A 19,636-nucleotide genomic window follows, 5' to 3' on the forward strand; every position below is an offset into this window, starting at 1 on the left:
CCGTGGGGCTACGGCAACTCGCTCGAGTGGGCCACCAGCTGCCCGCCGCCGAGGCACAACTTCACCGAGCTGCCCCGGATCCGTTCCGAGCGCCCGGCGTTCGAGCTGCACTACCCGCACATGGTCGAGCGGATGCACAACGAGGGCCACATCACCTTCACGGGTAAGGCGCTGCCTCACCCGGAGGCGAAGGACGCGCCGTCGGAGGTCCTCACCGAGGCCGCCGTCCCGGGACGGCACGACAAGGACAACGCGAGCGAACAGTGAGCGCGACCCCTGTCCTGATCACCACGACGGGGCCGGACAAACCTGGTGTCTCCTCGGTCCTCTTCGCCGCGCTGACCCGGCACGGCGTCGAGGTGCTCGACGTCGAGCAGGTGGTGATCAGGGGTCAGCTCGTGCTCGGCGTGCTCGTCGGGGTCGAGAGCGACCCCGAGGCGCTGCAGGAGGCCGTCGAGCAGGCGATGGCCACGGTGTCGATGCACGTCGAGGTCCGCATCGGTTCGGCGATCGGCACCGATCCGTTCGCGCAGGGGCGGCAGGGTTCGACGCACGTCCTGACGTTGCTGGGCCGCCCGGTGACGGCGCGAGCGTTCACGGAGGTCGCGGGAAGGCTCGCGGCGGTGAACGCCAACATCGACACCATCCGCAGCATCGCCGACTATCCGGTGACGGGCCTGGAGGTCTACGCCTCGGTCGCGCAGGACACGCCCGAGGCCGACGCGGAACTGCGCTCGATGCTCGCGGAGGTGGGTTCGCGCGGCGGTCTGGACGTCTCGATCGAGCGGGCCGGGCTGTCGCGGCGCGCGAAGCGGCTCGTCGTGTTCGATGTGGACTCCACCCTGATCCAGGGTGAGGTGATCGAGATGCTCGCGGCGTACGTGGGTCTCGAGTCGCAGGTGCGGGAGATCACCGAGGCCGCGATGCGCGGAGAGCTGAACTTCACCGAGTCGCTCGAACGCAGGGTCGCCCTGCTCGAGGGGCTTCCCGAGTCGGTGCTCGACGAGGTGGCCGACTCGATCGATCTGACGCCGGGTGCGCGCACCACTGTCCGAACCCTCAAGCGCCTTGGCTTCCGCTGCGGCGTCGTGTCCGGCGGGTTCACGCGCATCATCGACCGGCTCGTCAAGGACCTCGGTCTCGACTTCGCAGCGGCCAACGAGCTGGAGATCGTGGACGGCAAGCTCACGGGACGCGTCACCGGGGAGATCATCGACCGGGCGGGCAAGGCGGTGGCTCTGCGCAAGTTCGCCTCCGGCTACGGGATTCCGGTCGCGCAGTGCGTCGCCGTCGGAGATGGGGCCAACGACATCGACATGCTGTCGGCCGCGGGCATGGGCATCGCGTTCAACGCCAAGCCCGCGCTGCGTGAGGTCGCCGACGCCGCGCTGTCGTATCCCTACCTCGACGCCGTGCTGTTCATGCTGGGCGTGACCCGCGCGGAGGTGGAGGCGGCCGACGCCGCCGACGGGCTTCCGCTCGTCCGGCCGTGACCTCGATACTGGAACCACTCGCCGCGCGCTACGCGTCGTGGCTCGGTCTTCCCTCGGAGCAGACCGCGGAGCCGGAAGCCGCCCCCGGCGAAGTGCGGGCGATGCCGGTGGTGCTGCGCATGGAGAAGGCCGGCCCGCCCGCGCGCACGCCGCTGCTGGAGGCGGCGGCGACCGCGGCGCTGGCCGTGTGCCTCGACGAGCGCGCCGCCGACGGCGGGGAGTGGCACGAGGCCGTGAGCGCGTGGGTGGGCGGGCACATCCGCAAGGTCGCCAGGCGGGCGCGGGGAGCGCATTGGCAGGCCGTGCAGGAACTGCCCGGCGTGACGGTGACAGTGGACGGAGCGCAGGCGCGCGCGTTGCTGCCCGGCCGGGTCGCGGACGTGCCCAAGGACGTCGCGCGGCTGCAGATCTCCGGCAGCGACCTGCCCGCCGACGAGCCTGGGGAGCCGCCTGCGGACCTGCCGCTGCTGCTCCTGAACCCCGGCATCACGATGACGGTCGGCAAGGCCGCCGCGCAGGTGGGCCACGGCACGATGCTGCTGGCTTCCCTGCTGGGCAAGGAGGAACTCGCGCGCTGGCGGGAGCGGGACTACGGCTGCGCGGTGCGCACGGCGACCGACACGGAGTGGACGAAGCTGTACCCGCGCGAACCCGCGGCCGCCTGGCGCGACCGCGAGGTGATCGCCGTGCGGGACGCCGGCTTCACCGAGATCGCCCCGGGCACGGTCACCGTGCTCGCCCAGTGGCGAGGCTGAACCAACTGCTCGCCTGCCGACCCCTGAGTGCCCTGACTGCAGTGAAGGCCACCTTCACTGCGTTCAACGCAGTGAAGGTGGCCTTCACTGCAGTAGCAAGGGCTGCCTACTGCGCGGGCTGGCTGTCCGCCTTCCAGACCACGTACGCCTCGTCGGCGTCGGTCGTCATGGCCTCCACGAACTTGTCGTGATCGAAACCGGGCAGGGTCTGCAGCCGTTCGATGAGCGCGTTCGCCGCGGGGTCGCCGCTCGGCACCGCTGTGCCCGTTCCGTCGGCCGCGGCCAGCATCAGGAAGACGTCTTCCTTCCACGGACCTTCTGGGATGACTCGCACCACCACGGCGGTCAGCTCCGACCAGGTGATGGACTCCTCGCTGCCATCGGCGAGCTGTCGGCGCACACCGGTGTCGTCCACGCTGACCGACCGGGACCGTGCGCTGGATGAGTCGGGGAACAAGACTTCTCCCTTGCCTCGGGTTCCGTTCACCGTAGCGCCTTCTTCCCCGGCGCTCAGGCCGGGGCGGCGGCGTCCAGCCTGCGCAGGGCGTCCCGGGCGACCTTCGGGTCGTGCGTCGGCCACAGCGGCGGCAGCGACGCGCGCAGGAATCCGCCGTAGCGCGCCGTCGCCAGGCGCGAGTCGAGTACCGCGACGACGCCCTTGTCGGTCACGGACCGATGCAGCCGCCCAGTGCCCTGTGCCAGCAACAACGCGGCGTGGGTGGCCGCGACGGTGAGGAAACCGTTGCCACCACGCGCTTCGACGGCCCGCTGCCGGGCTGACGACACCGGGTCGTCGGGGCGCGGGAACGGGAGCCGGTCGACGATCACGAGCTGCAGCGACGGACCGGGGACGTCGACGCCCTGCCACAGCGAGAGTGTGCCGAACAGGCACGTGCGTGGATCGTCGGCGAATTTGCTCACCAGCAACGACGTCGAGTCGTCGCCCTGGCAGAGGATCGGGTGCTTGACGCGGTCGCGCAGTTCCTCGGTGGCCTGTTTCGCCGCGCGCATCGACGAGAACAGCCCCAGCGCACGCCCGCCGGCCGCGTCGATGAGCTCGGCGATCTCGTCGAGCGTGCGCTCGCCGAGTCCGTCGCGACCCGGCGGCGGCAGATGCTTGGCGACGTACAGGATTCCGTGCTTGCGGTAGTCGAAGGGCGAGCCGACGTCGAGGCCGCTCCAGCGCGGGCCGTCGTCGTCCGACGGCGCGGGCTTGTCCGTGGCGGTGCCCTCCGCCTTGACCGTCGGCTTCGGCGACGGTGGCAGCCCCCACTGGCGGGCCAGCGTGTCGAAGGCGCCGCCGAGCGCGAGCGTCGCGGACGTCAGCACCGTGGTGCTGCGCGCGAACACCCGCTCCCGCAGCAGCCCGCCCACCGAGAGCGGCGCGACGTGCAGCGCGGGCGGCCGGGGCGAGGCCGAGTACTGGTCCCCGGAGAGCCAGACGACGTCCTGCCGGTGGGCCTGGTCCTCGTCGAACGCGTCCAGCAGCCGCACCGCGGTGTCGTGCACCTCGTCGAGCAGCGAGCGGGCGAGCTTGCGTGCCGTGGCCTCCTCGATGTCCTCCTTGCGCTCGGAGCCCAGCGCGGTGAGGCACCCGTGCGCGGCGTCGCGCACGACCGTCAGCGCGCCGCCCAGCGGCGTCGGCAGCGTGTCCATGCGGCCCGGCGGCAGGTCGTCGAGCACGAGCGCGAGCCCGTCGCCGGCCTCCAGGAGCCGGTCGGCGATGTCGGCGTCGATGAGCCTGCCGCAGCGCCGGGTGGCCGCGGAGATCAGCGACGTGGTGAGCTCGGACGTGGCCACGGACGTCACGCGGTCGACCAGCTCGTGCGCCTCGTCGATCACCACCAGGTCGTGCTCGGGCAGCACCTGGTACTCCTGCAGCGCGTCGATCGCGAGCAGCGCGTGGTTGGTCACCACCACGTCCGCGCGGCCCGCCTCGCCCCGCGCGCGCTCGGCGAAGCAGTCGGTGCCGACCGGGCAGCGGGCGACGCCGAGGCATTCGCGCGCTGTGACCGACACCTGCCGCCAGGCCTGTTCGGACACGCCGGGCACGAGTTCGTCGCGGTCGCCGGTCTCGGTGTCGGACGACCATTCGTGCAGGCGTTTGACCTCCCTGCCGATGCGGGAGACGGCGAACGCGTCGAACAGCCCGGTGTCCTCGGGTTCCTCGGGAGCGCCGGTGTGCACGCGATGCATGCAGAGGTAGTTGCGCCTGCCCTTGAGGATCGCGAACGTGGGCTCCCTGCCGAGCGGCCTCTTGAGCGCCTTCGCGAGCCTTGGCAGGTCCCGGTCGACGAGCTGGCGCTGCAGCGCGATCGTGGCCGTGGAGACCACCACCGTCGCCTCGTGCTCCACCGCGTACCGGATTGCGGGCACGAGGTACGCCAGCGACTTCCCGGTGCCGGTGCCCGCCTGCACGGCGAGGTGCTCGCCGGTGCGGATCGCCTTGGCGACCGCCTCCGCCATCCGCACCTGGCCCTCGCGCTCTGCTCCGCCCACGGCCTCGACGGCGTGCGAGAGGAGATCGCGGACGCTGGGCAGGGTGGAGATGGAGGACGGCACGGATCGAGACGTTACCGCCCGGGTGCGTCAGTTCCGGGCGCGGTGCGCGCCAACTGGTCGCCCATTGATCACGAATGGTCCATTCACGTCTCATCGAGTCGTCGCGAACCGGTCATAACGTTTGCCGGATGAGACGCATCCCATCCCGCATCCTCGCCTGCCTGCTGGCGGCGGCCACGGTCGCCGTCGCCGGTCCGGCGCTGTCCCCGATCGCCGCCGCGGACCCCGGAGACGTCGTCGTCGACGAGTCCTTCGACGGCACCGCGCTGCCCGACGGCTGGCGGCCCGTGGCTGGGCAGTGGCAGGTCGCGGGAGGCCGCCTGGTGAACACCGAACCGGGCAGCCTTTCAAGGATCACGTTCGGCACTCACCTGCGCGACTTCCGGGCCGAGGCGACCATCCGGTTCGAGTCCGTGAACAACACGAGCCGCTGGGCCGGCCTCGTGCTCGACACCGACCCGTCCGGCGCCGTGCCGTGGAGCCAGGCCATCATGCGGTCGGCGTCCACCGCGAGCAACGGCATCGAGTTCGCCGGGCGCACCGAGGGCAACACCTGGAACGTCACCAACGCGGGCGCCGCGCCGTACGACGCGGGCACCGGCCGGGACATCCGGGTCGCCATCGAGGTGCACGGCAGCCGCGCGACCTGGTCCTTCGACGGTCAGACCGTGCTCACGTCGACGCAGGTGCGGCGCAGCACCGACGGCGTGCTGGGCCTCATCGCCGACGGCGCGCGGATCAGCGTCGACGACGTCAAGGTCACCGAGCTGGAGCCCTTGCCGGTGACGCAGCCCGACGGCGCGCTGCCGCTCACCGTCGCGCACCGCGGCTACTCCTCGGTCGCGCCGGAGAACACGCTCGCCGCCGTGGAGGCCGGGATCCGGGCCGGCTCCGAGTACGTCGAGATCGACGCGCAGACGACCGCCGACGGCGTGCCCGTGGTGATGCACGACAGCACCGTCGACCGCACCACCGAGGGCACCGGCGACGTCTCGAAGCTCACGGCCGACTACGTCACCGGGCTCGACGCGGGCTCGTGGTTCTCGCCCGCGTACGAGGGCCAGCGCGTGCCGACCCTCGGTGAGGTGCTGGACCTCGTCAAGGGCAGCGGTTCGACGCTGCTGCTGGAGGTGAAGGGCCCGGAGACCCGCGCCGAGACCGAGGGCATCCTCGCCGAGGTCAGGGCCCGCGGCATGGCCGAGCAGGTGCTGCTGCAGAGCTTCGACGAGCGGGTGCTGCGCGATGCGCGCGACCTGGCACCGGAGATCCCGCTCGGCCTGCTGCGGGGCACGCTGGACGCCGACCCGCTCGCGACGGCGCGTGACCTCGGCGTGGTCGCCTACAACCCCTCGTCGGCGGCGCTGCTCACCAGGCCCGGCACCGTGGCGACGCTCAACGACGCCGGCATCGCCGTGATGCCTTACACGATCGACGACGCCGGGACCTGGCTGCGGCTGGCCGAGATCGGCGTCGACGCCGTGATCACGAACAAGGCCGGTGAGCACTTCGGCTGGCGGCAGCGGGCCGGGCAGGACGCGCCCGCGAAGCCGAGCGTGTCGCTCGTCGCGCCCGCCGACGGCGCGCAGCTGCGCCGGTACTCCTCGGCCGTGGTCGCGGTGGACGCCCGCGACGCCGAGACCGTGACCGTGACGCTCGACGGCGAGCCGGTCGAGGTGGGCGCCCCGCTGGACCTGCGGAACCTCGCGGCGGGCGAGCACAAGCTGACCGCCGTCGCCGAGGGGCCCGGCGGCACGGCGGAGGCGAGCGCGACGTTCGACCTCGTCGTGGACGTCACGGGTGTGCGGGTGCTGGTGGCCGAGGCCGGTGTCGCGCCGGAGGACACCGCCACGATCCTGCGTCACCTCGACAAGGGCCGCTGGCAGCTCGCCGAGCGCGCCGTCCACAAGGCGGGCTTCACCGCCGAGCAGGAGGAAGTCCTGCTGGCGGACCTCCGCACGCTCTCGGAGCGCTGACCAACTGCCCCCAAGGCCACCTTCGTTGCGTTCAACGCAACAAAGGTGGCCTTGGGGCAAGGCGGGGTCACACAAGCGAGTGACGTCACCGCGACCGGGTCAGGTGACGGCGCGGCTCCGCCGATGTCGTGTGCGGGTCAGCAGGCGATCTTGGAAGGAACGCGCATGGCGAAGATCAACAGGGCTGCGGTGGTGGCCGTTCTCGCGACCGGGGCGCTCGCGCTGCCAGTGCAGGCTCAGGCGCAGACCGTCTCCACCGCGTCGGCGTCGCTCGGCGCGGCGGACCTGGTCGTGAACGGCGAGGTCACCCAGGCGGGGCCGATCGCCCCGTGCGACGTCGCGGGCCCGGCGGCGGGCGCATCGGACGGCGTGGACGTCGGCGCCGACACCGAGTTCGGCCGCGGCGAGACGAACTGTGCCCGCGCGGGCGACGGCGTGTCCAGCGCGAAGGCGACGGGCCAGCGGTTCGAGACCTCGGTGCTCAAGCAGTTCGGCGGGCCGACGATCCGGGTGCGCACGTTCTCGGCCGAGTGCCGCACCACCACGAACGGCAGCAGCGGCTATGTCGAGCTCGGCGGCGTCTCCGGCTTCACCCTGCCGCAGAACATCCCGCCGAACCACACCATCACGATCCCCGGCAGGGCACAGGGCGACCCGCCGCTGGCCGAGCTCGTGCTCAACGAGTTCACCGCGCCGACGCCGCCCGACGGCAGCCTCACCACGACCGCACTGCGCATCAAACTGTTCCCGCAGGGCGGACCCGCCAGCGGCGACATCCGCGTCGGCACGGCCGCCTGCGATCCCTACGGGGGCTAACGCGGCGGCCGGGAGAGCTGCGTCAGCTCCTCCCGGTCGGGCAGGCCCTGCCAGTCGCCCTCCACGGACAGCGCGAGCGCACGGCACGCGGCGGCCGTGCGCACGCGCCGCTCCGGCGGGGCTCCAGTGAGGAAGTCCGCGAGATAACCGGCCACGAACGCGTCGTCGGCGCCGTCGGCGTCGACCGCGCGGACCGGGTAGGAGGGCACGTCGTAGCGCGAGCCGTGCAGCTCCGCGACCGCGCCCCTCGGCCCGAGCCGCACCACGACCTCCTCCGGGCCCAGCTCGGACAGGCCGGAGGCCAGTTCCTCGGCCGTGCCGTCGAAGCCGAGCATGCGCGCCTCGTCGTCGCCCGCGAACACGATGTCGGCCCTGGTCACCAGGTCCAGCAGCACCGGGCGGGCCTCCTCCGGCGGCCACAGGGCGTGCCGGTAGTTGAGGTCGAACGACACCGGAACGCCTTCCGCGTGTGCCACCTCGATCGCCGCGAGCACCGCCTTGGCCGCCGTGTCGGACAGCGCGGGCGTGATCCCGGACAGGTGCAGCACGCCCGCCTCGGCGACGCGGTCCTCGCAGATGTCCTCGGGACACAGCCGGGAACCCGCGCTGCCGTGCCGGTAGAAGGCGACGCGCGGCGAGTCGGGCGTGCGGAAGTCCTTGAGTGCCAGTCCGGTCGGCGCCTCCTGGTCGGTGACGGCCGCAGAGGTGTCGACGCCCTCCGCCCGCAGCCGCGAGAGCACCAGCGCTCCCGGCTCGTCGGCGCCGACCCTGCCAGCCCACGCGGACTCGATGCCGAGCCTGGCCACGCCGATCGCCACGGTCGACTCCGAGCCCGTGATGCCCACCACGGCCGTGGTGGCGTGCCGCAGCCTGCCCTCGGAGGTGCTGAACGCGGCGAGGGTCTCGCCGAAGGTCAGCAGACCGGGAACAGTCACGAAGCGACCCGTGGGCTTCCGCTGATCTCCACGCCCTCCGACCTCAGCTCCGCGAGTGCCTTGTCCACAGTGGACGATGAGACGCCCGCGGTCAGGTCGGCGAGCACGCGCACCCCGAAGCCCGCCCTCGCCGCGTCGAGCGCCGTGGCACGGACACAGTGGTCGGTCGCGATGCCGGCCACCTCCACCGCGGTCACGTCCCGCTCGCGCAACCAGTCCGCCAGCCGCTCGCCGGCGTCGGTCGCGCCCTCGAACCCGGAGTAGCCGTCGCTGTACTGGCCCTTCGAGAACACCGCCGTGATCGGCCCGACGTCGAGCTGCGGATGGAAGCCGGCGCCCGCCGTGCCGGCCACGCAGTGCCGGGGCCACGAGCGCACGAAGTCGGGTTCGTCGCTGAAGTGCGCGCCCGGATCGATGTGGTAGTCCCTCGTGGCCACCACGTGCGCGTAGTCGTTGTCGCGCAGGTGCCCCGAGATCGCCTCCGCGACCGCGGCACCGCCGGTGACCGCGAGCGCACCGCCCTCGCAGAAGTCGTTCTGCACGTCCACCACGATCAGCGCGGTCGTCATCTCGTCCTCCTCAGCTGAAGGTCGTGGGGATGGCCGGGTCGCCGCCGGAGAGCTTGAGCCCCTCCCACGGCAGGCTCACCAGCGCGCGGCGCAGCCGTTGCCTTCCGTCCTCAAGGGTGGGCAGCTCGTCCACCGGTTGTCCAGCGCGCATGAGGGGGATCAGCAACTCGCGGTCGTACTCGCCGAGCTCCGGCGGCTTCGCGGTCGGGTAGACGACCTCCTCCAGCGCGGTCCCGGTCGGCTTGTGCCTGCGCAGCGCCGACTTGCGGCCCCCTCGGGATGCCTTGTGCTCACTGCGTTTCGCGACCGGCCTGCCGTCGACCTCGACCAGCTTGTACACCATTCCGGCCGTCGGCGCGCCCGAACCGGTGACCACCGACGTGCCGACGCCGTACGCGTCGACGGGCTCGGCCCGCAGCGCGGCGATCGCGTGCTCGTCGAGATCGCCGGACACCACGATCCGCGTGTCACTGGCGCCGAGGGAGTCGAGCTGCTCGCGGGCCTTGCGGGCGAGCACGCCGACATCACCGGAGTCGATCCGGATCGCGCCGAGCTCGGGACCGGCCACGCGCACGGCCGTCTCGATGCCCGCCGTGATGTCGTAGGTGTCCACCAGCAGCGTCGTGTCCACGCCCATCTTGTCGATCTGCGCGCGAAACGCCGCTTCCTCGCTGTCGTGCAGCAGCATGAACGCGTGCGCGACCGTGCCGCGCGTCGGGATCCCGTAGCGGCGGCCCGCTTCCAGGTTGGACGTGGTAGCGAACCCGGCGAGGTACGCGGCGCGCGCGGCAGCGACGGCGGCCTGCTCGTGGGTGCGCCGCCCGCCCATCTCGATGATCGGCCTGCCGTGTGCCGCGCTGGACATCCGCGCTGCCGCCGAGGCCACCGCGCTGTCGTGGTTGAGGATCGAGAGCGCCACCGTCTCCAGCACCACGCATTCGGCGAACGTGCCCCGCACGGTGAGGATCGGGGAGCCGGGGAAGTACAGCTCACCCTCGGGATAGCCGTCGACATCGCCCGAGAACTCGTAGTCGGCGAGCCAGGACAGCGTGTCGCCGTCCACCACCGCCGTGGTCTCCAGCTGGGCGATCTCGGCGTCGGTGAACCGGAAGTCGGTGATCGCCTCGACGACCCTGGCGGTACCGGCCACGACGCCGTACCTGCGGCCGGCGGGGAGCCTGCGTGCGAAGACCTCGAACACGCAGTCCCGCTCACCCGTGCCGTCCGCGAGCGCACTGCCGAGCATGGTCAGTTCGTAGTGGTCGGTCAGCAGCGCCGTGCTGTTGTCGTTGTTGCCGCTCTGTTCGGCCATACCGGGAAGACTATTCACCCACACGGCCCGACCGGTGCCGCACCGCCCCTTCGAGGCGTGACAACATGGAGCCATGACCACGCCTGTCGAGGCCGAAGAGACACTCGGTGCGGACGCCGCCGCCGGGGACAGTCCGTGGCAGACCATCGTCTGGAACGACCCGGTCAACCTGATGTCGTACGTGACGTACGTGTTCCAGAAGTTGTTCGGGTACAGCAGAGACCACGCCACGAAGCTCATGCTCGACGTGCACCACAAGGGAAAGGCCGCCGTGTCGTCCGGGACCAAGGAGAAGGTGGAGGGCGACGTCGCCAAGCTCCACGCGGCCGGCCTGTGGGCCACGATGGAACAGCCGTGAAGGGCTGGCGCCGCAAGGGCGGCAAGGTGCTCGCGGGCTTCGAGCAGCAGGAGGCCGCGGTGCTGCGCGGCCTGGTGAGTCAGGTGGACGACATGCTGCGCGCGCGTGCGCAGGAGGCGCCGCAGGACGAGCTGGCCGAGCTGACCGGGATCAAGACGGGTCCCTCCGAGAGCCCCAACGACCCGGTGCTGTCCCGGCTGCTGCCCGACTTCCACAAGCTGGACCCCGACAACCCGACGACGGAGGACCTCGACTCGGTCGCCGCGCTCCGCTCACTGCACGAGCCGGAGGTGCTGGACGCCAAGGTCGGCGTCGCCGCCGTCGTCATGGACACCCTGCCGCCGGAGGGCGGCGACATCCGGCTGACCTACGAGCAGGCCGACGCGTGGCTGGCGGCCCTCAACGACGTGCGGCTGGCGCTCGGCACCGCGCTCGACGTCACCGACGACATGCCGGACGAGCTGCCCGAGGACGACCCCCGCGCGCCGCATCTGGGTGTCTACCACTGGCTGACCTGGGTGCAGGAGAGCCTGGTACAGGCACTGACCGAGTGATGCGGAACGCGATCACGGACGTGCCGGGCGTGCTCGTCGGCCACCACCACCGGGTGGGGGACGGCTGGGCCACGGGCACGACCGTGGTGCTCGTGCCGGGGGAGGCCGTCGCCGCCGTCGACCAGCGCGGCGGAGCGCCCGGCACGCGGGAGACGAACCTGCTGGAGCCGGAGAACCTCGTGCAGCGGGTCAACGCCGTGTGCCTGTCCGGGGGCAGCGCGTACGGGCTCGCGGCCGCGGACGGCGTCATGCGCTGGCTCGGCGAGCACGAGCTCGGCTTCCCCGTCGGCGTCGAGCCCCACGAGGTGGTGCCGATCGTGCCCGGCGCCGTGATCTTCGACCTGCCGCGAAGCACGTGGGGCAACCGGCCGGACGCGTCGTTCGGCTACGCGGCGTGCGAGGCGGCCACAGACGGTCCCGTCGAGCTGGGCACGGTCGGTGCGGGGGCCGGTGCGCAGGTCGGCTCCCTCAAGGGCGGTGTCGGCACGGCGAGCGAGGTCGTCGACGGGTTCGTGGTCGGCGCGCTCGCGGTGGTGAACGCGTCCGGCGAGGCCGTGCGCCCCGGCACCGGGGAGCCCTTCGCCGCGGACCACGAGGTCGACGGCGAGTTCGGCGTCGCCCGGTGGCCGGGCAGGCCGGGTGACCTCTCCCCGCGTGGGAAGGATCTCAACACCACGATCGGCGTGGTGGCAGTCGACGCGACGTTGTCGAAGGCGGAGTGCCGCAGGCTCGCCGTGGCCGGTCAGGACGGGCTCGCGCGTGCCGTTCGTCCCGCGCACACCATGTTCGACGGCGACACCGTGTTCGCGCTGGCCACGGGTGAGCGGGAGTTGCCGAGCGAGCAGGGCCGGATCGGCGAGGCGAGCCGGATGGTCGCCCTCGACGCGCTCTGTTCCGCCGCGGCGAGGGTGTTCACCCGTGCGATGGTGCGTGGCCTGCTCGCGGCGACGGGCGTCCCGGGCCTGCCGGCGTACCGCGACGTCTGGCCGGAGGCCTTCAAGCCGTAACCACGCGAGTCCCCCGTTCCGGCGCGCGAGTCCCCCGTTCCGGCGCGCGAGTCCCCCGTTCCGGCGCGCGAGTCCCCCGCTCCGGCGGGCGAGTCCCCCGCTGAGGCCTGCGAGTTCCCCGTTCCGGCGGGCGAGTTCCCCGTTCCGGCGGGCGAGTTCCCCGTTCCGGCGCGCGACGTGTGCGCTCCGTTGCCGCCATCGCATCCCCAGTCGCGCATCTCGGCGTCCCGAATGGGCAACTCGCAGGCGGGAGCGGGCAACTCGCGGGTGGGAGCGGGGGACTCGCAGGCGGGAGCGGGGGACTCGCGGGGGGAGCGGGGGACTCGCGGGTGGGAGCGGGGGACTCGCGGTGTGACGTTCGTGGCTCGTCTCACGCTGTGAACGCCCGGTATCCAGCCCGTAAGATGTTCACCGTGCTTCGGATCCGCCGTGACCTCGTGGACGCGATCGTCGCGCACGCCCGTCGTGACCACCCCGACGAGGCGTGCGGCGTCATCGCCGGCCCCGACGACGGCAGCGACCGTCCCGAGCGGTTCATCCCGATGGTGAACGCCGCGCGCTCGCCGACGTTCTACGAGTTCGACTCCGGTGACCTGCTCAAGCTGTACCGCGAGATGGCCGCGAACGACGAGACACCCGTCGTGATCTACCACTCGCACACCGCCACCGAGGCGTACCCCTCCCGCACGGACATCAAGCTGGCCCAGGAGCCGTTCGCGCACTACGTGCTGGTGTCGACCAGGGACGCGGACGAGCACGAGTTCCGGTCCTACCGCATCGTGGACGGCGTCGTGACCGAGGAGCCGGTCGAGGTCGTCGAGTCGTACATGTTCGCCAACACCGGTAGCGACGACGTACCCGACGCGTAGGTCACAGGCGGGAATTTCCCCGTCTTCGTGAACGTCTGTCCTGTCATAAACCATTTGCGGAGGTAACCCATGGCCGTGACCGTGTCGATCCCGACCATCCTGCGTACGCACACCGGCGGCGAGAAGTCCGTCGAGGCGTCCGGCAAGACGGTGCTGGAGGTCATCGACGACATCGAGGCCAGGCACGGAGGACTCAAGGCTCGCCTGGTCAAGGACGAGAAGCTGCACCGCTTCGTCAACGTCTACGTCAACGACGAGGACGTGCGGTTCGCCGGCGGGCTCGATGCCGAGGTCAAGGACGGTGACACCGTGACGATCCTGCCCGCGGTCGCCGGCGGCGCGCGCTGACCATGGCTCGCTACGAGTCGTTGCTCGACGCGCTCGGCGGTACGCCGCTGGTGGGGCTGCCGAGGCTGTCCCCGTCGGACGACGTCCGGCTGTGGGCCAAGCTGGAGGACCGCAACCCCACCGGCTCGATCAAGGACCGGCCCGCGCTGGCCATGATCGAGGCCGCCGAGCGCGACGGCCTGCTGCGCCGCGGCTCCACGATCCTGGAGCCGACCTCGGGCAACACGGGCATCTCGCTCGCGATGGCCGCCAAGCTCAAGGGCTACGGCCTGGTGTGCGTGATGCCGGAGAACACCTCCGCCGAGCGCAAGCAGCTGCTGCAGGCCTATGGCGCACGCATCGTCTACTCACCCGCCGCGGGCGGGTCGAACGAGGCCGTGCGCCGCGCGAAGGAGCTGGCCAAGACCAACCCGGACTGGGTGATGCTCTACCAGTACGGCAACCCGGCCAACGCCGACGCGCACTACTACGGAACCGGTCCCGAGCTGCTCAAGGACCTGCCGACGCTGACCCACTTCGTCGGCGGGCTCGGCACCACGGGCACACTCGTCGGCGTCGGCCGGTACATGCGGGACCACAAGCCGGACGTGCAGATCGTCGCCGCCGAGCCGCGTTACGGCGAGCTGGTGTACGGGCTGCGCAACCTCGATGAGGGGTTCGTGCCCGAGCTCTACGACCCCGACGTGCTCAGCGGCCGGTACTCGGTGGGCGCCTACGACGCCCTGCGCCGCACCAGGGAGCTGCTGGAGCACGAGGGCATCTTCGCGGGCATCTCCACGGGAGCCGTGCTGCACGCCGCGCTAGGCATCGCCGAGAAGGCGGTGGCCAAGGGCCAGAAGGCGGACGTGGCGTTCGTCGTCGCCGACGCAGGCTGGAAGTACCTCTCCACCGGCGCCTACAGCGGCTCCCTCGACGAGGCCGCCGAGCGGCTCGACGGTCAGCTCTGGGCCTGAGCGGCCAGGAACCTCTCGTGCTGGGCGACCACCGTTCGCCACAGCCGGGCGCGTTCGTCGCCGGTGAAGCCGTTCGCCGCGATCCCGAAGACGTCGCCGAGTGCGGCCCACCAGTCCTGCTCGGTCTCCAGCACCGTCCGGCTGCCGGGGGTTCTGGTCAGGGTGAGCGCGCGCAGGACGTCGACGCCGCCCGCGTCGCGGCGCTGCACCGTGCACGTCCGCACGAACCCGGACTCCGGCGAGGTGGACAGGTACTCGTGGCGGTCGGCGAAGTCGCCCATCTCGGCCGGTCCGGGCGCGAAGTCCAGTGTGAAGAAGCTGCCGGCGGGGTCGTGGGCAAGGCGCCAGCCGCCCGGTGCGATCTGCGAGGGCTCGAGCCCATAGGTGAACGGGCCCTGCCGGTAGGTGCCCGTGCGCAGTGGCAGGGGCGTGTGCAGGGCGTCGCCGAGCCCCACGTCGGTGAACCACGCCGTCCCTGGGTCGCCGGGCAGGGCGTCGACGGTCAGCGCCAGGTGTTCGCGCGTGATCGCCGCGGGATCCGCCGCGGTCATCTGTGCGCCGCCGAGGTGCCGGGTGACGCGGTAGCCGAGCTGCCGCAGCAGCGCGGAGAACGCGCCGTTGAGGTGGAAGCAGTAGCCACCGCGGCCCGCGACGATCCGGCGCGCCGATTCGGCGGGGTCGAGGGACGTCGGCCTGCCGAGCTGGATCTCCAGGGTCTCGTACGGCACCCGTTCCACATGGGCGGCGTGCAGGCGGTGCAACGCTTCCACACTCGGGGGTTCGGCCTCGTCGATCCCCAGGCGGGCGAGGTAGGCGGCCACGTCGATCTCGGTCACGCGCCGAATCTAGCGGGGGCCGCCCCGCCGGGCCGACCGATTTATCAGGGTTTTTCACCGAGGTGAGGCGCCTGCCCACGACGTAGCCTGAAACCGTGAGCACGCAGCCCCAGCCACCCTCCACGCAGGGACCGAAGAAGGCCCCCGCCCGCATCCTGCCGCCGAAACCGCTGGTGGCCGGCATCGTCGCGTTGTCGTTCACGGTGGTGCTCTACCTGATCGAACTGCTCGACGTGCTGATGCCCGCCGATCTCGATCAAGGCGGCATCCGGGCCCGCTCACTGTCGGGGCTCGACGGCATCGCCTGGGCGCCCGTACTGCACGACGGCTGGAGCCACCTGTTCGCCAACACCGTTCCCGTGCTGGTCTTCGCGTTCCTGGCGATGGCGGGCGGCATCGGCCAGTGGATCGCCGTGACGGCCACGATCTGGATCGTCGGCGGGCTCGGGGTGTGGCTCACGGCCGCGCCGCACGTCGTTACGGTCGGCGCGTCGGGGCTCGCGTTCGGCTGGCTGGCGTTCCTGCTGGTCCGTGGCCTGTTCAACCGCAGCTTCGGTCAGCTGGCCGTCGCGGCGGTGCTGCTGGCCGTCTGGGGCGGGATGCTGTGGGGCGTGCTGCCCGGCAGCCCCGGTATCTCCTGGCAGGGGCACCTCTTCGGCGCGCTCGGCGGTGTGCTCGCCGCATGGCTGGTGGCCAAGTCCGACCGCGTCCGTTCGGGCAAGGCCAAGGGCACGCCGGGGGCCGCCGGTACGCTCGGGGCGTGAGTCACGCTGACGCCCCGATCGGAATCTTCGACTCCGGCGTCGGCGGGTTGACCGTCGCTCGCGCCATCGCCGACCAGCTCCCCGGCGAGAGCTTGCGCTACGTCGGCGACACCCGCCATGCCCCGTACGGCCCGCTTCCCATCGCCAGGGCGCGCGAGCTCGCGCTGACGGCGCTGGACGGGCTCGTCGCGGACGGCGTGAAGGCGCTCGTCATCGCGTGCAACACCGCATCGGCGGCGTGCCTGCGGGACGCGCGCGAGCGCTACGACATCCCCGTGATCGAGGTGGTGCTGCCCGCGGTGCGCAGGGCCGTCGCCGCCACGCACACCGGGCACATCGGGCTGATCGGCACCGAGGGAACCGTGCGCTCGCGCGCCTACGACGACGCGTTCGCCGCCGCGAACGGCATCCGGCTTTCCAGCGTCGCGTGCCCCCGGTTCGTCGACTTCGTCGAGCGCGGCATCACCTCGGGCAGGCAGGTGCTCGGCCTCGCGCAGGGCTACCTCGAACCGCTCGTGCGGGCGGACGTCGACACGCTCATCCTCGGCTGCACGCACTATCCGCTGCTCACCGGCGTGCTGCAGATCGTGATGGGGCCCGACGTGACGCTCGTGTCGAGCGCGGAGGAGACCGCGAAGGACGTGGTGCGGGTGCTCACCGAGCTGGACCTGCTGGCCGGCCACGGCGAACCCCGGCACCAGTTCGTCGCCACCGGGCGCGCCGAGCCGTTCGCGAAGCTCGCGCACCGGTTCATGGGCTTTCAGCCGGGAGTGCTCGCCGCCACGTGACCCTGGGCGCGCGGCGCGCTCGCGTGGCAGGGTGTCGATCGTGCGACTGACCATCCTGGGCTGTTCCGGCAGCATCCCCGGCCCGAACGCGGCCGCGTCCGGCTACCTCGTCGAGGCCGACGGCTTCGTGCTCGGGCTCGAGCTCGGCAACGGCACGCTCGCGCAGCTGCAGGCCGTCCGTGACCCGTTCGACCTAGGCGCGCTCGTCCTTTCGCACCTGCATCCCGACCACTGCGCCGACTTCAGCGCGCTGACGGTCCTGCGCCGCTACCATCCCGCGCCGCCGTACGACGTCACGGCGCGAAGGCTCCCCGTGTACGGCCCGGTGGAGGCGCCGGCGCGGCTGGCCAACGCGTATGCCCCGCACGAGGCCGAGCGCGTGCGGACCGACCTCACCGACGTCTTCGAGTTCCATCCGCTGTCGGCGGGTCCGGTGCGGGTGGGGCCGTTCGAGCTGAGCGCGGTGCCGATGGACCACCCGACGGAGGCGTTCGGCCTGCGGCTCTCACACGGTGGTCGCACGCTCGCCTACACCGGTGACACGGGGCCGTGCGAGACGCTCGACAAGCTCGCCGCCGACGCCGACGTGCTGCTGGCGGAGGCGTCGTGGACCGACGCGCCGGACCGGCCCGCCGGTGTGCACCTATCCGGCAGGCAGGCGGGTGAGCTGGCCGCCCGCGCCGGGGCCGGACGGCTGCTGCTCACCCACATCGCGCCGTGGAGCGACCGGGAGGCCATCCTCGCCGAGGCCCGCGCGGCCTTCACCGGGCTGACGGATCTCGTCGAGCAGGGCGCCTCCTACGACGTGTGAACGCAGGAACAGCCACGCCAGCACGCCGACGGGGATGATCAGCCAGCAGGACAGGAGCCGGTAGGCGAGCACCGCGGCCGCGGCGGCGGGCTCGGCGGCTCCCGCGGACACGAGCCCGGTGAGCAGGCCGACCTCGATCACGCCGATGCCGCCGGGGGTGAGCGGGATCTGCCGGACGAGCTGCACCGTCACGTAGATCGTGGCCAGTTCGAACGTGCCGAGTCCGATGTCGAAGGCGTTGGCGGCCGCGAGCAGGCACAGCATGTCGGTGAGCCAGTTCGCGACGGCGGCGCCGAGCGCCAGTAGCCAGTGCCGGGGCGCGACCGTGCGCGACGTGGCCGCGGCGTCCGCCAGCGGCGTCACCACCGCGGCGAGCCACGGCCACCTGGGTGGTCTGCGGATCCGTTTCGGCTGCGCGGCGCTGTGGTGCGCCGCCGCCAGCCGGTACGCGATCCAGCCGAGCGCCGCGATCGCCGCGACCGCCGCCGTCAGGGTGAGCGCCGGGTGAGTGTGCCAGGCGCGCGCGAGGTGCAGGGCGCCCGAGGTGAGCGCCCCCGTCGCCCACAGCAACGCCAGCCCGGTCGCGGAGGCCAGTCCTGAGAGCACCATGACCGCCGTCGCGGCGGCACGGTCGGCCCCGCCGGCGCGGAACTCGCGGAAGGCGTATGCCGCCGACACGGCCGACCCGGCGGGCAGGCTGATCGAGATCGCGGAGCGGCTGTAGGCGAGCGCGAGCGCCCTGTGGCGCGGCATGGTGACGCCGAACGCCGTGAGGAGCCTGCGCTGCTGCCTGGCGAACATCGCCATCGAGACGAACTCGGCGAGCCCCGCGACGAGCAGCCAGCGGGGGTCGGCGTGCCGCAGCGCGCCGAGCACGTCGGCGGGCTGCGGAACCCGGTCGCCAAGGGTCCACGCCATGAGCGCGAGTACCGCCGCCACGCCGCCGACCTGGACGAGCCTGCGCATCGCGACCCCCTAATTCACGCTGAGTTGAATTATGCGCGCGCACGCGGAGATGTCAACGGTCGTTGAATAAGGTCACGCCCTGGCGGCGGCCAGGTATTCGGGCGCCAGGTACTCCGCGTAGGCGTGGAGCAGGGCGAGGCCACTGAAAGGCCCGCCGACGGCGTCGAACTCGGCGAGATCGAGCGCGAGCTCGGCACCGCGCCGCGCCGGGACGGGGTTGGTGACGTCGGTGAACCAGTCGACGAACGTGAGCTGGAACCGCTCGCCCGGCCGCGCGCCGGGGGAGACCACGTCGAACAGGGCCGGGCGGTTGCGCAGGACCCACCGGTAGAACTCCGAGTAGGAGAAGAACCGCTGCTCCACGCCCGAGGCCACGAGGCCGTGCACCTGCTCGGCCACGGTCACGCCGTGGTCGGTCGCCGCCTGCTCGGCCTCGCTCCACGCGCGGTCGTGCGCGGCGCGGCCGGTGAGCTCGCCGTCGCGCAGCCGGACGAGGTAGCTCGCCCACAACGCCGAACCCGGGTTGCCGAACGTGTCGGTGCCCCGGCCAGCGGCGATCGCGATCCCGCGCTCGATGCCCTCCAGGATTCCGGCGTCGACGTAGGAGACCCAGGTGCCCGGCTCGCCCATGTCATGCGCGGCGAAGAAGGTGATGATCCCCGCGATGTTGCCCCAGCGCGGCGCGTAGCCGGGAGCGATCTCCGCCGCCGGGCCCTCCGACATCGCGATGAGGAACTCCAGCCGCTGCGGCATGGTCATCAGGTCGATCTCGGCGAGCGGGCAGTCGAGCGTCGCCGCGCACGTCAGCGGGTCACGCGGTTGCCGGGCCGCCGAGGCGGGCGCTGGCACGACGGACAACAGGAACAGGGCCACGATGCCCACGGCGGCGGCGCGCATGCGACGGCACGCTAGCAGCACATGACCACGTCGAGCTTCCGCGACGCGGCGCTGGCACTAGGCTCTGCCC

At 72.1% G+C, this 19,636-nt stretch carries 20 protein-coding genes and 2 pseudogenes; 14 read left to right on the forward strand and 8 right to left on the reverse strand.

Features of this window, described 5'->3' with window-relative positions; translation table 11 throughout:
- The 3 genes and pseudogenes from FCN18_RS40275 to FCN18_RS25580 form a co-directional block, all read left to right on the forward strand.
- Positions 1–267: pseudogene (locus FCN18_RS40275) on the forward strand (cytochrome ubiquinol oxidase subunit I); the annotation flags it as partial.
- Positions 264–1,493 carry a phosphoserine phosphatase SerB gene (gene serB, locus FCN18_RS25575; RefSeq protein WP_112271206.1) on the forward strand — a complete coding sequence of 410 codons (1,230 nt, stop codon included), beginning with the start codon at positions 264–266 and terminating at the stop codon, positions 1,491–1,493. The pseudogene FCN18_RS40275 and the gene serB, both read left to right, overlap by 4 nt.
- Positions 1,490–2,248, forward strand: coding sequence for a peptidyl-tRNA hydrolase (locus tag FCN18_RS25580; protein WP_112271208.1), 759 nt, complete (start codon positions 1,490–1,492; stop codon positions 2,246–2,248). The genes serB and FCN18_RS25580 overlap by 4 nt, the downstream gene beginning before the upstream one ends.
- Positions 2,249–2,354: 106 nt before the next feature.
- On the opposite strand, the gene FCN18_RS25585 is transcribed toward FCN18_RS25580, so the two are convergent.
- Positions 2,355–2,705 (reverse strand): hypothetical protein, encoded by a 351-nt coding sequence (locus FCN18_RS25585; RefSeq protein WP_112271210.1) that lies wholly within the window; start codon positions 2,703–2,705, stop codon positions 2,355–2,357.
- Positions 2,706–2,758: 53 nt separating this feature from the next.
- Complete coding sequence (locus FCN18_RS25590; RefSeq protein ID WP_137096304.1) at positions 2,759–4,810, reverse strand: ATP-dependent DNA helicase; 2,052 nt, start codon at positions 4,808–4,810, stop codon at positions 2,759–2,761.
- A 128-nt stretch (positions 4,811–4,938) separates the two neighbouring features.
- Between FCN18_RS25590 and FCN18_RS25595 the strand changes: the two genes are divergently transcribed.
- Positions 4,939–6,783, forward strand: a complete 1,845-nt coding sequence (locus FCN18_RS25595; RefSeq protein WP_137096305.1) for a glycerophosphodiester phosphodiesterase — start codon at positions 4,939–4,941, stop codon at positions 6,781–6,783.
- Between the two features lie 165 nt (positions 6,784–6,948).
- Positions 6,949–7,599 carry a choice-of-anchor P family protein gene (locus FCN18_RS25600; RefSeq protein ID WP_112271216.1) on the forward strand — a complete coding sequence of 217 codons (651 nt, stop codon included), beginning with the start codon at positions 6,949–6,951 and terminating at the stop codon, positions 7,597–7,599.
- Here the strand turns inward: FCN18_RS25600 and FCN18_RS25605 are convergent.
- The 3 genes from FCN18_RS25605 to FCN18_RS25615 are packed head-to-tail and all read right to left on the reverse strand — an operon-like array spanning position 7,596 to position 10,415.
- Positions 7,596–8,534, reverse strand: a complete 939-nt coding sequence (locus FCN18_RS25605) for a sugar kinase (protein WP_137096306.1) — start codon at positions 8,532–8,534, stop codon at positions 7,596–7,598. The genes FCN18_RS25600 and FCN18_RS25605 overlap by 4 nt on opposite strands.
- Entirely contained in the window at positions 8,531–9,103 is a 573-nt protein-coding gene (locus tag FCN18_RS25610; RefSeq protein WP_112271218.1) for a nicotinamidase, read from the reverse strand. The genes FCN18_RS25605 and FCN18_RS25610 overlap by 4 nt, the downstream gene beginning before the upstream one ends.
- Positions 9,104–9,113: 10 nt before the next feature.
- Positions 9,114–10,415: a nicotinate phosphoribosyltransferase gene (locus FCN18_RS25615; protein ID WP_137096307.1), complete on the reverse strand. Its 1,302-nt coding sequence runs from the start codon at positions 10,413–10,415 to the stop codon at positions 9,114–9,116.
- Between the two features lie 73 nt (positions 10,416–10,488).
- On the opposite strand from FCN18_RS25615, the gene clpS reads away from it, so the two are divergent.
- From clpS to FCN18_RS25645, 6 genes are all read left to right on the forward strand, one after another.
- Positions 10,489–10,773: an ATP-dependent Clp protease adapter ClpS gene (gene clpS / locus FCN18_RS25620; RefSeq protein WP_112271220.1), complete on the forward strand. Its 285-nt coding sequence runs from the start codon at positions 10,489–10,491 to the stop codon at positions 10,771–10,773.
- Positions 10,770–11,327, forward strand: a complete 558-nt coding sequence (locus FCN18_RS25625) for a DUF2017 domain-containing protein (protein ID WP_112271221.1) — start codon at positions 10,770–10,772, stop codon at positions 11,325–11,327. Before clpS ends, FCN18_RS25625 begins: the two co-directional genes overlap by 4 nt.
- On the forward strand, positions 11,327–12,334 hold the full coding sequence (locus FCN18_RS25630) for a P1 family peptidase (RefSeq protein ID WP_113644099.1): 1,008 nt from the start codon (positions 11,327–11,329) through the stop codon (positions 12,332–12,334). Before FCN18_RS25625 ends, FCN18_RS25630 begins: the two co-directional genes overlap by 1 nt.
- A gap of 404 nt (positions 12,335–12,738) precedes the next feature.
- On the forward strand, positions 12,739–13,203 hold the full coding sequence (locus FCN18_RS25635) for a Mov34/MPN/PAD-1 family protein (protein ID WP_110337929.1): 465 nt from the start codon (positions 12,739–12,741) through the stop codon (positions 13,201–13,203).
- 69 nt (positions 13,204–13,272) lie between these two features.
- A complete protein-coding gene (locus FCN18_RS25640) occupies positions 13,273–13,551 on the forward strand; it encodes a MoaD/ThiS family protein (RefSeq protein WP_112271223.1) in 279 nt (92 codons plus the stop codon).
- 2 nt (positions 13,552–13,553) lie between these two features.
- Positions 13,554–14,504 carry a PLP-dependent cysteine synthase family protein gene (locus tag FCN18_RS25645; RefSeq protein WP_110337933.1) on the forward strand — a complete coding sequence of 317 codons (951 nt, stop codon included), beginning with the start codon at positions 13,554–13,556 and terminating at the stop codon, positions 14,502–14,504.
- On the opposite strand, the gene FCN18_RS25650 is transcribed toward FCN18_RS25645, so the two are convergent.
- Positions 14,489–15,340 (reverse strand): arylamine N-acetyltransferase family protein, encoded by an 852-nt coding sequence (locus FCN18_RS25650; RefSeq protein WP_137096308.1) that lies wholly within the window; start codon positions 15,338–15,340, stop codon positions 14,489–14,491. The two genes, FCN18_RS25645 and FCN18_RS25650, sit on opposite strands and share 16 nt — an antisense overlap.
- A gap of 152 nt (positions 15,341–15,492) precedes the next feature.
- On the opposite strand from FCN18_RS25650, the gene FCN18_RS25655 reads away from it, so the two are divergent.
- From FCN18_RS25655 to FCN18_RS25665, 3 genes are read left to right on the forward strand one after another with little or no spacing between them, the layout of a single operon-like run.
- The gene (locus FCN18_RS25655) at positions 15,493–16,104 is read left to right on the forward strand and encodes a rhomboid family intramembrane serine protease (protein WP_112271345.1); all 612 of its coding nucleotides are present in this window, start codon (positions 15,493–15,495) and stop codon (positions 16,102–16,104) included.
- Positions 16,101–16,892 carry a glutamate racemase gene (murI, locus tag FCN18_RS25660; protein ID WP_228714124.1) on the forward strand — a complete coding sequence of 264 codons (792 nt, stop codon included), beginning with the start codon at positions 16,101–16,103 and terminating at the stop codon, positions 16,890–16,892. The genes FCN18_RS25655 and murI overlap by 4 nt, the downstream gene beginning before the upstream one ends.
- 40 nt (positions 16,893–16,932) lie before the next feature.
- On the forward strand, positions 16,933–17,703 hold the full coding sequence (locus FCN18_RS25665; RefSeq protein ID WP_112271347.1) for an MBL fold metallo-hydrolase: 771 nt from the start codon (positions 16,933–16,935) through the stop codon (positions 17,701–17,703).
- A 36-nt stretch (positions 17,704–17,739) separates the two neighbouring features.
- Here the strand turns inward: FCN18_RS25665 and FCN18_RS40280 are convergent.
- Positions 17,740–18,669 (reverse strand): annotated as a pseudogene (locus FCN18_RS40280) (lysylphosphatidylglycerol synthase transmembrane domain-containing protein); the annotation flags it as partial.
- Positions 18,670–18,741: 72 nt separating this feature from the next.
- Positions 18,742–19,566, reverse strand: coding sequence for a hypothetical protein (locus tag FCN18_RS25675; protein WP_113644102.1), 825 nt, complete (start codon positions 19,564–19,566; stop codon positions 18,742–18,744).
- Positions 19,567–19,636: the final 70 nt, after the last annotated feature.

Origin of the sequence: Prauserella endophytica, from assembly GCF_005146945.1 — a bacterium.
GTDB lineage: Bacteria > Actinomycetota > Actinomycetes > Mycobacteriales > Pseudonocardiaceae > Prauserella_A > Prauserella_A endophytica.

Bases quoted from the DNA above. Each gene is read 5' to 3' on its own strand.
- FCN18_RS25595 (WP_137096305.1), top strand. From the start codon at position 4,939: ATGAGACGCATCCCATCCCGCATCCTCGCCTGCCTGCTGGCGGCGGCC.
- FCN18_RS25600 (WP_112271216.1), top strand. From the start codon at position 6,949: ATGGCGAAGATCAACAGGGCTGCGGTGGTGGCCGTTCTCGCGACCGGG.
- FCN18_RS25610 (WP_112271218.1), bottom strand. From the start codon at position 9,103: ATGACGACCGCGCTGATCGTGGTGGACGTGCAGAACGACTTCTGCGAG.
- FCN18_RS25615 (WP_137096307.1), bottom strand. From the start codon at position 10,415: ATGGCCGAACAGAGCGGCAACAACGACAACAGCACGGCGCTGCTGACC.
- clpS (WP_112271220.1), top strand. From the start codon at position 10,489: ATGACCACGCCTGTCGAGGCCGAAGAGACACTCGGTGCGGACGCCGCC.
- FCN18_RS25630 (WP_113644099.1), top strand. From the start codon at position 11,327: ATGCGGAACGCGATCACGGACGTGCCGGGCGTGCTCGTCGGCCACCAC.
- FCN18_RS25635 (WP_110337929.1), top strand. From the start codon at position 12,739: ATGTTCACCGTGCTTCGGATCCGCCGTGACCTCGTGGACGCGATCGTC.
- FCN18_RS25640 (WP_112271223.1), top strand. From the start codon at position 13,273: ATGGCCGTGACCGTGTCGATCCCGACCATCCTGCGTACGCACACCGGC.
- FCN18_RS25645 (WP_110337933.1), top strand. From the start codon at position 13,554: ATGGCTCGCTACGAGTCGTTGCTCGACGCGCTCGGCGGTACGCCGCTG.
- FCN18_RS25675 (WP_113644102.1), bottom strand. From the start codon at position 19,566: ATGCGCGCCGCCGCCGTGGGCATCGTGGCCCTGTTCCTGTTGTCCGTC.